Source organism: Butyrivibrio sp. LC3010 (genome assembly GCF_000424385.1).
GTDB lineage: Bacteria > Bacillota > Clostridia > Lachnospirales > Lachnospiraceae > Butyrivibrio.
In genome coordinates, this window is record NZ_AUJU01000009.1 from 75,414 (window position 1) to 90,039 (window position 14,626).

A 14,626-nucleotide genomic window follows, 5' to 3' on the forward strand; every position below is an offset into this window, starting at 1 on the left:
GAACGTATTTAAAGGAGTTTAAAATGAGACAATTTACAGCTAATGAACTGCGTAAGACATGGAAGCAGTTTTATATTGATAGAGGACACGTTGATGTAGGTGCGGTATCTCTGGTATCAGATGGTTCTACCGGCGTTATGTTTAATGTTGCGGGTATGCAGCCTCTTATGCCATATCTTCTCGGTAAGAAGCATCCTCTTGGAACAAGACTTTGTAATGTTCAGGGATGTGTCCGCACAAATGATATTGACTCAGTTGGTGATAAGAGCCACGTAACATTCTTTGAAATGATGGGAAGCTGGAGTCTTGGTGACTATTTCAAAGAGGAAAGATGCAAATGGAGTTTTGAACTTCTTACAGAGGTATTTGGTTTTGATGCTGATCACCTTGCAGCTACTGTATTTGCGGGTGATGAGAATGCACCAAGAGATGAAGAAGGTGCAGCATGCCGCATAAAATCAGGCTTCAAGAAGGAAAACATTTATTACCTTCCTGCAGAAGATAACTGGTGGGGACTTGAATACGGTCCCTGCGGTCCTGACTCAGAGATGTTCTATATCGCTGACAGACCGGATTGCGGTCCTGATTGCGGCCCCGGATGTGACTGCGGTAAGTACACAGAGCTTGGAAACGATGTTTTCATGCAGTATGAGAAGCATCATGATGGCACACTTACACCGCTTTCACAGAAGAACGTAGATACAGGCTGGGGACTTGAGAGAATACTTGCATTCCTTAATGGTTCAAGAGATGTCTATCAGGTAGACGTTTTCGTTCCTGCCATTAACTACATTGAGAAGAATGCTAATGTTAAGTATGGCGAAGATGAGAAGATCACAAAATCCATGAGAATTCTTGCTGATCATATCCGTACTTCTGTTATGCTTATCGGAGATGAGGCTAAGCTTCTTCCTTCAAATACAGGTGCTGGATATATTCTTAGAAGACTTATCCGCAGAGCGGTAAGACATGCAAGAGCTTTGAATCTTGGTAAAGAGCAGATTCTTGGAATGGCTGCAATCTATATCGATGAGGTTTACAGCGAGAGCTATCCTAATCTTGTTGCTAATCGCAAGTTTGTTCTTACAGAGCTTGAGAGAGAAATATCAAGATTTGAGAGCACCCTTGAGAACGGCATGAAGGAATTTAAGAAGATTCTCGATAAGACATCTTCTGAGAACAAGAAAGAAATCAGCGGAAGAGATGCATTCTTCCTTTATGACACATATGGATTCCCTGTGGAGCTTACTGTTGAGCTCGCTGAGGAAGAGGGACTTAAGGTTGACGAAAACGGCTTCAAGGATGCTATGGAAGAGCAGAAGCAGAAGGCAAGGGATAACCAGAATTTCTCAGCCAATCTTACAACAGGAGCAGGAGTATTTGATTCACTTGATGAATCAAAGCAGTGCGAATTCCTTGGATACGAAGCTCTTAACTGTGACGGCAAAATCATTGCTATGGCATCAGGTGAGTCCCTTGTAGATGAAATTGGTGAAGGACAGCAGGGAAGCATAATCACAGATAAGACTACATTTTACGGCACAATGGGTGGTCAGGTTGGTGACCTTGGAGAGATAATCGGAAAAGATGGTTCAAAGTTCGAAGTAACAGAGACCATTCATGTAGCAGGTGGAAGAACAGCACATGTAGGTACTGTCGTTAGCGGAAGCTTTAAGAATTCAGATAGTGTTTCACTTAAAGTAGATGCTGAGAACAGAGCAAAGACCTGTCGTAACCACTCAGCTACACATCTTCTTCAGAAAGCACTTCGTGAAGTACTCGGTGATCATGTTGAGCAGGCAGGTTCGTATCAGGATACTGACAAGACAAGATTCGACTTTAGCCATCACCAGGCTATGACAGCTGAAGAACTTCAGAAGGTTGAAGACCTCGTAAATGAGAAGATTGCAGAAGCACTTCCTGTAGTTACTGAAGAGATGACTATGGAAGAGGCTAAAAAGACAGGTGCTATGGCTCTGTTTGGTGAGAAATACGGTGATACTGTAAGAGTTGTCAAGATGGGTGATTTCTCAATCGAACTCTGCGGTGGTACTCATGTTTCAAATACAAGTCATGTAGGTATATTCAAGATTGTGTCTGAGAGTGGTGTTGCTGCCGGTGTACGTCGTATTGAAGCTCTTACAGGTGATAATGCAAGAGCATATTATAAGGATGTAGAGTCTAAGCTTTATGACGCAGCAAAGCTTTTGAAGACAAATCCTGATGATGTTGCTGATCATATCAAGAAGCTTCAGGAAGAACTCAAAGCTCTTAAGAGCGAGAATGAATCACTCAAGAGTAAAGAAGCTCAGGCAGCTCTTGGCGATGTCCTGGATCAGGTTAAGGAGATTAAAGGTATTAAACTTCTTGCAGCTCCGCTTAAGGGCGTGGATATGAATGGCCTTCGCGATCTTGGTGATCAGATGAAGGAGAAAATTGGCGAAGGTGTTGTTGTACTCATTTCTGAAGCTAATGGTAAGGTTAACCTTATGGCAATGGCTACAGATGGCGCAATTGCACATGGCGCACATGCCGGAAACCTTGTTAAGGCAATTGCTGCCAAAGTCGGTGGCGGCGGCGGTGGACGTCCCAACATGGCTCAGGCAGGAGGCAAGAATCCTGCAGGTATACCTGATGCAATAGCAGAGGCTGAGAAGGCATTGTTAGAGCAGATTAATTAAAAAACTGCGTATTTAGTGCTTGACGAACCATAAAAATATGGTATAATCAATAAATGTTATGTGGGTTAATACCTAAAGACATAACAAATAACCCTGGTCACCCGTTAAGGAAGGGTCTGAAGGGAGGGTAAGAGTAGAGAATGTCAACAGTTATTGTAAAAGAAAATGAAACTTTAGACAGCGCGCTTCGTCGCTTTAAGAGAAGCTGTGCCAAGGCTGGCATCCAGCAGGAGATTCGTAAAAGAGAACATTACGAGAAGCCAAGCGTAAAGCGTAAGAAAAAGTCTGAAGCAGCTAGAAAACGTAAATATAATTAATAAAAATAAGTCCTTGGTTTTATAAATCAAGGACTATTTTATTTTAAAAATCTACATTTGTAGCTTTTTATTAGTGGAGCCATACGAGATATTTGTATGATATATCTGATTCTGATATTGATATTGATCTTGATACTTGCTGTAGCAGTTATTGCAATCATTTATCATGATATGAATAACTTTGTTATAAGAAAGTATGAGATACATTCAACTAAATTGACAAAGGATTTCACCTTTTGTCTTTTATCCGATCTTCATGAGAAAATGTTCGGAGATAATAATGAGAGACTCTATGATGCAATTTGCAAAAATTCCCCGGATATAATTCTTATAGCAGGGGATATGCTTACTGCATTTAATGAACATGGAAATGATCATTATGATGAGATAGGCGAATTTGTAGCAAGGTTATCTTCGAAGTTTCCTGTTTATGCAGCCAATGGTAATCATGAGACAAAGATGGATATTCTCGGTGGCTTAAGGGGCAGAGCCTATAAATCTTATGAAGATAAGATTACTAAGGCAGGTTGTGTTCTTTTAAGAAATGAGAGTATATATCTTGAAGACCTTAATGTAGAGGTGAATGGACTGGAACTTGAGCGTGATTACTTCCGCAAGGTGGTAAAGCGTGAACTTCCGGATGATTATCTTGAAAACGTGTTTGGAAAAGCAGATGACAGCAGATTTCAGGTGCTGATAGCTCATAATCCGATTTATTTTGAGGAGTATGCCAAATGGGGGGCTGATCTTACTGTTTCGGGTCATGTTCACGGCGGTATTATCAGACTGCCTTTCCTTGGTGGTGTGATATCACCTGCAATGGTGCTTTTTCCTAAATATGATGGGGGACTCTTTAAGATTGGGAATAAATCTCTGATCTTAAGCAGAGGCCTTTCTACGCATTCTATTCCTGTCAGATTTAATAATCCGGGAGAAGTCTGTATGATCAGAATGCTTTCAGATAAAAAATAAAACGAGGATAGCTATAATGGCATTGGAAGTAAAGCTGCAGGTTTTTGAAGGACCTCTGGATCTGCTTCTTCATCTTATAGATAAAAACAAAATAGACATTTATGATATTCCTATTGCAGTAATAACTGAGCAGTATATGGATTATATCAGAGCCATGCAGAAGGATGATATGGAAGTTACCAGTGAATTTCTTGTCATGGCTGCTACTTTGGTGGACATAAAATGCAAAATGCTTCTTCCCAAGGAAGTTAATGAAGAAGGCGAAGAGGAAGATCCGAGAGCAGAACTTGTTGAAAAACTGCTGGAATATAAAATGTATAAGTTCATGGCTGAGGAACTCCGCGAGCGTCAGACGAACGCTGATACTCATATGTACAGGAAAAAGAATGTTCCTGAGGAAGTCTTGTCCTATGAGGAACCGATTGACTATGATACTCTCATAGGCGATGCGAATCTTGCCAAACTTAATGATATTTTCCAGGCACTGCTGAGAAGACAGGAAGATAAGGTTGATCCCATAAGAAGTAAGTTTGGTAAAATCGAAAAAGAGTCTGTGGATCTTGATCAGAAGACTCTTTATGTAAAGGCCTATATCAGAGAACATGAGAGATTCAGTTTTAAACAGCTCCTTGAGAAACAAGGAAGCAAAGTAGAGATTATCGTAACCTTCATGGTTATACTTGAGGCTATGAAGATTGGCGACATTGAAATAGAACAAACTGAGACGTTTGGGGATATTATGATTACTTCAAACAGAGTGGCAAAGTGAGGGAGATATGACGAAGGAAGAGGGAGCAGCAGCGATTGAAGCAATCCTTTTTACAATGGGGGATTCTGTTACTGTTGCAGCAATATGTAACGCACTGGATGAGGATTTGAAGGACGTGCGTGATCAGATTGCTTATCTTAAGAAAAAATATTCAAAAGCGGATAGCGGTATAAGTCTGATAGAATTAGAGAATTCAATTCAGCTTTGCACGAAGAGCGAAATGTATGAATATCTTATAAAGGTGGCAAAGACACCCAAAAAGATAACACTTACGGATGCTCTGATGGAGACATTATCAATTATTGCTTACAAACAGCCTATTACCAGATTAGATGTGGAACGCATCAGGGGCGTTAACAGTGATCATGCCGTTAACAGGCTTGTGGAGTTTAATCTTGTACAGGAGCTTGGAAGGCTTGATGCACCGGGAAGACCGCTTCTTTTTGGGACTACCGAACAGTTTCTTAGAAGCTTCGGAGTTAAGTCATTGGATGATCTTCCTTCTCTTGATGCAGTAAGGGTTGAGGAGTTTAAGCAGGAGGCTGAACAGGAAATCAGTGTAAAACTTGATATTTGATTTAAAATATTAAAATTCCGCACAAAATAAGGGTATGGAGTATTCTCCATGCCCTTGTTTTGTGCTATACTATATTCTGACTTAAGTTGTGGTTTTGTACACTTAAAAATATATTACGGAGGTGAAGAAATGAGTAGTTCTTCTCAGGCAAGCCAGAGAATTTTTTCTCTGCTTGATGAAAACAGTTTCGTTGAAATCGGCGCTCAGGTTAAAGCCAGAAGCACAGATTTCAATCTGAAGCAGACAGAGACACCCTCTGATGGTGTAGTAACCGGCTATGGCGTTATTGGCGGTAAGCTTGTATACGTATATGCCCAGGATGCATCTGTTCTTGGTGGCTCTGTAGGTGAGATGCATGCTAAGAAAATAGCAGGTCTCTACGATATGGCTCTTAAGATGGGAGCACCGGTAATTGGTCTTATAGATTCAGCTGGTCTTCGTCTTCAGGAGGCAACTGATGCACTTAATGCTTTCGGTGAAATCTATCGCAAGCAGGTTAGCGCTTCAGGTGTTGTTCCTCAGATCACAGCAATCCTTGGATCTTGTGGTGGTGGTCTGGCACTTTTCCCGACAATGACCGATTTTACATTTATTGAGGAAAAGAGTGGTAAGCTCTTTGTTAATTCTCCTAATGTACTTGAGGGCAACAGCAAGGAGAAGTGTGATACATCATCTGCTGCATGGCAGAGCAGCGAGGTTGGAAACGTAGATGTAGCAGCTGATGAACAGTCTATCTACGCTCAGATAAGAGAACTCGTTTCACTACTTCCTTCAAATAATGAAGATACAGAGAATTTTGATGAGTGCACGGATGATCTTAATCGTGCATGTGAGAACCTTGATGGTTCTATTGACGATCCTGCGCTTATTTTAAGACAGATTTCAGATAATGGAATCTTCTTTGAGACAAAGCAGGGTTATGCAAAGGAAATGGTTACAGGTTTCATCAAGCTCAATGGTGCAACTGTAGGTGTTATTGCCAACAGAAAAGCATTATATGATGAGAATGGTGAAGTTGCTGAGAAGTTTGAGAACGTTCTTACAGCTCATGCATGTGAGAAGGCAGCTGATATGGTTGACTTCTGTGATGCATTTGAGATTCCTGTTCTCTCACTTACAAATGTAAAGGGCTTTGGTGCTACAAAGTGCGACGAGAGACATGTTGCCAAGAGTGCAGCTAAGCTTGTTGCTGCTTTAGCAGGCGCTACAGTTCCCAAGGTTAATGTTATAACAGGCATGGCTTATGGAAGTGCTTATGTTGTAATGAACTCAAAGGCAATCGGCGCAGATATGACATTTGCATGGCCTGATGCCGAGATTGGTACAATGAATGCTGAGCATGCTGCCAAGATCATTGCTGATGGCAAGGATGCAGCTACTGTTGCTGATACAGCAGCAGCTTACGAGAGACTCCAGAACAATGTAGAAAGTGCTGCAGGCAGAGGATATGTTGATACAATCATTAACGCTGCAGACACAAGAAAATATGTAATAGGAGCTTTTGAAATGCTTTACAGTAAGCGTGAAGAGCGCCCTGTGAGGAAGCACACTACAGTATAAGGAGGAGCCTGACAGTGAAGCATAAGATTTTTGCTTTAGGTGTTACGCTTATCTGCATGCTAGGTCTATCAGCTTGTGGTCAGAACATACAGTATAATACTGTAGCCGGAAGCAGATATGATGAGAGTGTATTTTCAAAGGAAGGTCTTTTGGGATATGCCCAGACTATCGAAGATCAGTACTTTGAGACTATGTATTTGCAGGGTATAACACCTGACAATTTCGAAGAACAATTAGAAGACAGTTTTGATGCTAATACCTATGATGTATTTTTTGCTGGTTATAAGAACTGGTATGATGCAGTCGATGAGATTGGATTTAGCAGTCCTGATACATTAGCAGAGGATATAAGCGTCAAGGATCTTACCTACTATGTGAACAAGGATGGCGAGCTTATGGTTGATGCCACTATTGAAGGAAAAGGCAACAATGCTCACACAGCTATTCTTGAGTATTCACTTGACAGAAAGGGTGTACCTACACTTATTTCAGTCAACGTAAATCATACAACAGGTGAGAAGCTTAAGAGCGCAGGTCTTAATACCCTTCTTGGAATGGGTATGGCATTTACAGTACTTATTATTATTGCGCTGGTAATTTCATTATTCCCGCTTATTAATAAGCTTACAGAGAAGAAGCCTGAGACTAATAAAGAGATTACAGAGAAGTCCATTGAAACAGTTACATCCCAGATTGCTGAAAAGGAAGAGCTTACTGATGATTCAGAGCTTATAGCTGTTATTTCAGCGGCTATTGCAGCCTATGAGGCTAGTCAGGGCACTGGCGGTGACGGATTTGTTGTAAGATCAGTTCGTAAAGTTGGTAAAGCAAGCAATTGGAAAAAAGCTTAAAGCTTTGAATTACGCTTTGAATTAAAGCTAATATTAGGAGGAAATAGATAATGAAAAATTATACAATTACCGTTAACGGAAACGTATATGATGTAACTGTAGAGGAAGGCACAGGCAGTGGTGCTCCCGTAGCAGCAGCTCCTGTAGCAGCTCCCAAGGCTCCTGCAGCTCCTGCAAAGAAGGCAAGCGCTGGTGCAGGCAGTGTAAAGGTAACAGCCGGTGCAGCAGGTAAGGTCCTTAAGATCAATGCAACTGTTGGACAGTCTGTAAAGAAGGGCGATGCTGTAGTAACAATGGAATCAATGAAGATGGAAATTCCTATGGTTGCTCCTCAGGATGGAACAATCGCAAGTATCGACGTTGCTGTAGGCGACCAGGTTGAAGCTGGCGGCGTTGTTGCAACAATGAACTAAAATTTGGAGAGACTCACACGGAGGTCGTTAAATGGATTACATTGTAAACACATTATCGAATCTCTGGCAGCAAACTGCATTTACAACAATGACTCCCGGTAACTATATCATGGTAGTTGTTGCGTTGATATTTATGTATCTTGCAATCGCCAAAGATTTCGAACCACTTCTTTTGGTGCCTATCTCCTTCGGTATGCTTTTAGTTAATATCTATCCGGATATTATGCTGTCAATCGATAAGTCATCGAATGGTGTAGGCGGACTTTTATATTATTTCTACCTGCTGGATGAGTGGGCTATCATGCCTTCACTTATCTTTATGGGTGTAGGAGCGATGACAGACTTCGGTCCACTTATCGCTAACCCTAAGAGCTTCCTTATGGGAGCAGCAGCTCAGTTTGGTATCTTTTCAGCATATTTCATGGCTATTGCCATGGGCTTTAATGATCAGCAGGCTGCAGCTATTTCAATCATCGGAGGAGCAGATGGTCCTACATCTATCTTCCTTGCTACAAAGCTGAACCAGACAACTATTCTGGGACCTATTGCCGTAGCTGCATATTCGTACATGTCACTTGTACCGATTATTCAGCCTCCGGTTATGAAGCTTCTTACAACTGATAAGGAAAGAAAGATTCGTATGCAGCAGCTCAGACCTGTTTCCAAGCTTGAGAAGATTCTTTTCCCTATCATCGTTACAATTGTTGTAAGTATGATTCTTCCTACAACAGCACCTCTTATCGGTATGCTTATGCTTGGTAACCTGTTCCGTGAAAGTGGCGTTGTACGTCAGCTTCAGGAGACAGCTTCCAATGCTCTTATGTATATCGTAGTAATTATGCTGGGTACTTCTGTAGGTGCTACAACAAGTGCTGAAGCATTCCTTAACATAACAACAATTAAGATCGTTGTGCTTGGTCTTATTGCATTCGTAATTGGTACTGCAGCCGGAACACTCTTTGGTAAACTTATGTGTGTTATTACCGGTGGCAAGGTTAATCCTTTGATCGGTTCAGCCGGAGTTTCTGCAGTTCCTATGGCTGCCAGAGTTTCACAGAAGGTTGGTGCAGAGTATGATCCCAGTAACTTCCTTCTCATGCATGCTATGGGCCCCAACGTTGCAGGTGTAGTAGGTACTGCAGTCGTTGCAGGTACATTTATGGCAGTATTTGGAGTATTTTAAGTTGGATGGGGAATTTACCAATTCCCCGGATCTGACTTTATTCCGGGAAACGTATTTACGTAACTTCGGAATTTCCATATCAAAATATAAAGGAGAAAAATTATGGCAAAGCCAATTAAGATTACAGAGACAGTTCTGCGTGATGCCCATCAGTCACTGATTGCCACCAGAATGCCTACAGAGCTTATGCTTCCCATTATCCCTACAATGGATAAAGTTGGTTATAACTCAGTTGAGTGCTGGGGAGGTGCAACTTTTGATGCTTCCATGAGATTCCTTAAGGAAGATCCGTGGGAGAGACTTCGTAAGCTTAGAGATGGTTTCAAGAACACAAAGCTTCAGATGCTTCTTCGTGGTCAGAATATTCTTGGATACAAGCACTATCCTGATGACGTTGTAGAGTACTTTGTTCAGAAATCTATCGCTAATGGTATTGATATTATTCGTATCTTTGACTGTCTTAACGATTTGAGAAACCTTGAAACTTCAGTTAAGACATGTAAGAAAGAGGGCGGACATGCTCAGATCGCCCTTGCTTATACTCTTGGTGATGCATACACAGAAGAGTACTGGATGAACATTGCAAAAGAAATCGAGTCAATGGGTGCAGATTCAATCTGTATCAAGGACATGGCAGGTCTTCTTCTTCCTTATGAAGCTGAGAAGCTTGTTAAGGCATTAAAGAGTGCTACAAACCTTCCTATTGATCTTCACACTCACTATACTTCAGGTGTTGCAAGTATGACATATCTGAAGGCAGCTGAGGCAGGTGTTGATATCATTGACTGTGCAATTTCACCTTTTGCACTTGGTACTTCACAGCCTGCTACTGAGGTTATGGTAGAAGCCTTCAAGGGACAGGAATTTGATACAGGTCTCGATCAGAAGCTTCTTGCTGAGATCGCTGATTACTTCAGACCTTACAGAGAAGAGTGCCTTAAGAGCGGACTTATGGATGCTAAGGTTCTTGGTGTTAACATTAAGACTCTTATGTATCAGGTTCCCGGTGGTATGCTTTCTAACATGGTTAGCCAGCTTAAAGAGCAGAATGCCAGCGATAAGTACAATACAGTTCTTGAGGAGATCCCGAGAGTACGTAAGGACTTCGGTGAGCCTCCGCTTGTTACACCTTCATCTCAGATCGTTGGTACTCAGGCAGTTATGAACGTACTCATGGGTGAGAGATATAAGGTAGCTACAGATCAGACTAAGGATCTTCTTGCTGGTGAATATGGTAAGACAATTAAGCCTTTCAATCCTGAAGTTCAGAAGAAGATCATTGGCGACAGAGAAGTTATTACCTGCAGACCTGCAGATAAGCTTGCTCCCGGTCTTCCTAAGTTTGAAGAAGCTGTTAAACAGTGGAAGCAGCAGGATGAGGATGTATTATCATATGCATTATTCCCTCAGGTTGCTACTGATTTCTTCAAGTATCGTCTTGCTCAGCAGGAAAAGGTTGATCTTTCAGCCGCAGATACCAAGAACGGAGCATATCCTGCATAACCGCCTTAGCGAGGTATTTTCAAAAGAACAACTATTCGGTTTGAATGGTTGTTCTTTTTTTGTACTTTTTTTCGTATATAATTACTTTTTAATTTATGTTACAATTAGAGTAGTATTCTATTGGTATTTTGAATTCTAAGTATGAAAAGGGGGAGCTTAAGAGACAACTTAAGCAATAGCTATGGCAGAGTTTAGAAGACAAAGACCAAAACTTAATAACTACGGTTTTTCACACCTTAAGGATAATAGAAAGTCTGAAGAGAACAGACAGATTCTTGCTGCTGAAACAATTAACGGCTTCAGGGTAAGACCCGGTTATTATGATATAAACGGCGCTACAGTACTCCCTGATGGCGTTAATTTCACTGTTTATTCAAACGGAGCAACCAAGGTTACTTTGCTTCTTTATCATAGAGGCGAAGAGAGACCATATGTTTCGCTCACTTTTCCTGAAAATTATCGAATAGGAAAAGTTCATTCAATGATAGTGTTTGGTCTTTCAATCGAAAACATGGAATATGCTTATCGTATTGATGGGCCATGGGACGAGGATAAAGGACTTCTGTTTGATTATAACCATATTCTTCTCGATCCATATGCGAAGGCTGTTGTAGGACAAAGAGTATGGGGACAGACCATTAAGTTTGAAGAGGCCTATAGAGCAAGAGTAGTAAGGAATGACTTTGATTGGGGTGATACAAGCTGGCTTAAAACACCTATGAGTGATTCCATAATATATGAGATGCATGTTCGTGGATTTACTATGGATGAGTCATCCGGTATTAAGTGTCGTGGATCTTTTGCAGGAATCATGGAAAAGGTTGATTATCTTAAGAGACTTGGGGTGACAGCCTTAGAACTGATGCCGATTTTTGAGTTCGACGAGACAAGAGATAAGAGAATTGTAAACGGAAGGACGCTCCTTGATTACTGGGGATATAACACTGTAAGCTTTTTTGCTCCGAATACAAGTTATGCATCAACTGAAGAGTATAACAGGGAAGGGTTCGAGCTCAAGGAGATGATAAAGCTCCTTAAAGAGAACGGAATAGAGGTTATTCTGGACGTTGTATTCAATCATACTGCAGAAGGCAATAAAAACGGTCCATTCATTTCCTTTAAGGGATTTGATAATAATATATATTACATGCTGACTCCTGACGGAGATTATTACAATTTCAGCGGCTGCGGTAATACGCTTAATTGTAATCATCCCATGGTACAGCAGATGATAGTTGAGTGCCTGCATTATTGGGTTGAGGAATATAAGATAGACGGATTCAGATTTGATCTTGCAAGTATTCTTGGTAGAGACCAGAATGGTGCACCTATGGATGCTCCGCCGCTTCTTCAAAGACTGGCATTCGACCCGATTCTTGGTGATGTTAAGCTTATTGCGGAAGCCTGGGATGCAGGTGGAATGTATCAGGTTGGATCTTTCCCTTCATGGGGCAGATGGGCTGAGTGGAATGGAAGATATAGAGATAGTATAAGATCATTCCTGAAAGGCGAGTATTGGGCTGCGCCTGAAGCTGTTAGACGTATCACAGGCTCTATGGATATGTACGGCCATAATTATGCAGGATACGATTCTTCGGTGAATTTCATTACCTGTCATGACGGATTTACGCTTTATGATATGTTTGCTTATAACGAAAAACATAATGAGGCAAATGGCTGGAATAATACAGATGGAGCCAATGACAACAGAAGCTGGAACTGTGGTCATGAGGGTGAGACAGATAACCAGGAAGTAAATGATCTCAGATTCAAAATGATGAGAAATGCAATTACTGTTCTGATGTGTAGCAGAGGTACACCTATGATACTTGCAGGGGATGAATTTGCAAACACACAGTTTGGTAATAATAATGCATACTGTCAGGATAATGAGGTATCTTGGCTCAACTGGAATCTGTTTACGAAGAACAGACAGTATTTTGATTTTTATCGTGACATGATTCAGTTCAGGAGAAAGCATCCTTGCATTCGTAAGGATTTGAAGCCTGCGATGTCTGGGCTCCCTTATATCTCTGTGTTTACTGATCATCCTTTTAATACAAATATAAATGACAGCACTAAAGTAATAAGCATCATGTTCGCCGGTTATATCCGAAAAAAGGGTCATGATGATGTTGTTATAATGTCTGTAAATGTTTTCTGGGAGGATATACATATAACACTTCCGGATCCACCTGAAGGGGCTTATTGGACTTTGGTTGTAGATACTGCTGCTGAAGACAAGAGATATTTTAATAATAGACCCAAGCCTCTGTCAGTACCTAACTGGAGACTCAAGGCCAGAAGCGTAAGTGTATTCATTGCAGCATATGGAGAAGGCTATGGCAGATGAGAATGGAAATCTGATTGATAATCAGGAAGCACAGGTTAATCCAGGCGTTTCCGGTGAAGAGACAAAAGTTAATGAAAACCCCAATCCCGGTGAAGCGCAAAAAGCAGATGATACTACTTCTGATGAAGAAGTAAATCTTGTGGTTGACGGTTTTGAATTTCTTTCTGAGGAAGATGTCAAAAAGGCTAAGCTTGATAAGCATAAGATTGAAGTTTTGAGGCAGAAGGTACATTCTACCAAAATATCTGATATTGAAGCTGTTTATGAAAAAGCCATAACCAATAAGATTTTTGCTACTCCTATCGGATGGCATTATCTTGCAAGGCTTAGGGATAAGCTTATAAGTGCCGGAGTAAATGAAGAGGATTTAATTCCTATTCCTGTAAATACGAAATTTACAAAAGTGGATTTAAAGGATGAATATCATCCAAGACAATATATATTACCACCACCGCAGAAGAAAAAAAGAGATGTTAAAGCGACTATGATAATTCTTATTGCTATGAATCTTATTCTTGTGGCGATGGTGATTTCGATGTTTTTGATAGCATATTATTCAGAGACTGACAACATAATAAATTATAAACAGAACGTTACCAACAGATATGCTGAGTGGGAAGATTCATTAAAAGAGAGGGAAAAAGCTGTCAGAATCAAAGAAAAAGAACTTGATATTCAGGATGATACTGAATATGACAGTGAATTAGATACAAAATGAACACAATTACAGCGTATATTTGTGTTTAGGAGAGTGAAAATATGGACAAATTAAAAATACTTGTAGTTGATGACGAATCAAGAATGAGGAAACTTGTAAGAGATTTCCTTGTAAAAAATAATTTTGAAGTAATTGAGGCAGAGGACGGTCAGAAGGCTGTTGACATCTTTTTTGAAGAAAAAGATATTGCTCTTATAATTCTGGATGTCATGATGCCTAAAATGGATGGGTGGCAGGTGTGCCGTGAAATCAGAGAATATTCCAAAGTGCCTATAATCATGCTAACAGCAAAAACAGAAGAACGGGATGAGCTGCAGGGATTTGAACTTGGTGTTGACGAATACATAGGAAAGCCCTTCAGTCCTAAAATCCTGGTTGCGAGGGTAGAAGCTATTTTAAGAAGAACTGCCCAGGGTTCAAGCGAAGACATAATTGAAGCCGGTGGTATCGTTATAAATAAAGCTGCCCATATCGTAACAATAGATGGAAAAGAAATAGAACTTTCATTTAAAGAATTTGAGCTTCTGACTTATTTTATAGAGAATAAGGGCCTGGCTCTTTCTCGTGAAAAGATTCTTAATAATGTGTGGAATTATGATTACTTTGGTGATGCCAGAACTATTGATACCCATGTTAAGAAGCTCCGAGGGAAAATGGGTGATAAGGGAGATCTCATAAAGACCATATGGGGTATGGGATACAAATTCGAGCCATAATATAAAGAATTTT

At 40.7% G+C, this 14,626-nt stretch carries 13 protein-coding genes; all 13 read left to right on the top strand.

Annotated elements, in window-relative coordinates; all coding sequences use genetic code 11:
• The first annotated feature begins 23 nt into the window (after positions 1-23).
• Positions 24-2,681, top strand: coding sequence for an alanine--tRNA ligase (gene alaS, locus G622_RS0108405; protein WP_026510351.1), 2,658 nt, complete (start codon positions 24-26; stop codon positions 2,679-2,681).
• Between the two features lie 140 nt (positions 2,682-2,821).
• Entirely contained in the window at positions 2,822-2,998 is a 177-nt protein-coding gene (rpsU, locus tag G622_RS0108410) for a 30S ribosomal protein S21 (RefSeq protein ID WP_022755619.1), read from the top strand.
• 96 nt (positions 2,999-3,094) lie between these two features.
• A complete protein-coding gene (locus G622_RS0108415) occupies positions 3,095-3,970 on the top strand; it encodes a metallophosphoesterase (protein WP_026510352.1) in 876 nt (291 codons plus the stop codon).
• Positions 3,971-3,986: 16 nt separating this feature from the next.
• Positions 3,987-4,739: a segregation and condensation protein A gene (locus G622_RS0108420; protein WP_026510353.1), complete on the top strand. Its 753-nt coding sequence runs from the start codon at positions 3,987-3,989 to the stop codon at positions 4,737-4,739.
• 7 nt (positions 4,740-4,746) lie between these two features.
• On the top strand, positions 4,747-5,316 hold the full coding sequence (scpB, locus tag G622_RS0108425; RefSeq protein WP_026510354.1) for an SMC-Scp complex subunit ScpB: 570 nt from the start codon (positions 4,747-4,749) through the stop codon (positions 5,314-5,316).
• A 129-nt stretch (positions 5,317-5,445) separates the two neighbouring features.
• Complete coding sequence (locus tag G622_RS0108430; protein WP_026510355.1) at positions 5,446-6,876, top strand: acyl-CoA carboxylase subunit beta; 1,431 nt, start codon at positions 5,446-5,448, stop codon at positions 6,874-6,876.
• A 14-nt stretch (positions 6,877-6,890) separates the two neighbouring features.
• Entirely contained in the window at positions 6,891-7,727 is an 837-nt protein-coding gene (locus G622_RS24525; protein ID WP_049945753.1) for an OadG family protein, read from the top strand.
• Positions 7,728-7,777: 50 nt separating this feature from the next.
• Positions 7,778-8,140: a biotin/lipoyl-containing protein gene (locus G622_RS0108440; protein ID WP_026510356.1), complete on the top strand. Its 363-nt coding sequence runs from the start codon at positions 7,778-7,780 to the stop codon at positions 8,138-8,140.
• 31 nt (positions 8,141-8,171) lie between these two features.
• A complete protein-coding gene (locus G622_RS0108445) occupies positions 8,172-9,323 on the top strand; it encodes a sodium ion-translocating decarboxylase subunit beta (protein ID WP_026510357.1) in 1,152 nt (383 codons plus the stop codon).
• A 102-nt stretch (positions 9,324-9,425) separates the two neighbouring features.
• Positions 9,426-10,826, top strand: a complete 1,401-nt coding sequence (locus G622_RS0108450; RefSeq protein ID WP_026510358.1) for an oxaloacetate decarboxylase subunit alpha — start codon at positions 9,426-9,428, stop codon at positions 10,824-10,826.
• Between the two features lie 181 nt (positions 10,827-11,007).
• Complete coding sequence (gene glgX / locus G622_RS0108455; protein ID WP_026510359.1) at positions 11,008-13,179, top strand: glycogen debranching protein GlgX; 2,172 nt, start codon at positions 11,008-11,010, stop codon at positions 13,177-13,179.
• Complete coding sequence (locus G622_RS0108460; protein ID WP_026510360.1) at positions 13,169-13,897, top strand: hypothetical protein; 729 nt, start codon at positions 13,169-13,171, stop codon at positions 13,895-13,897. Before glgX ends, G622_RS0108460 begins: the two co-directional genes overlap by 11 nt.
• Before the next feature lie 41 nt (positions 13,898-13,938).
• Positions 13,939-14,613 (top strand): response regulator transcription factor, encoded by a 675-nt coding sequence (locus G622_RS0108465; protein ID WP_026510361.1) that lies wholly within the window; start codon positions 13,939-13,941, stop codon positions 14,611-14,613.
• Positions 14,614-14,626 lie beyond the last annotated feature (13 nt).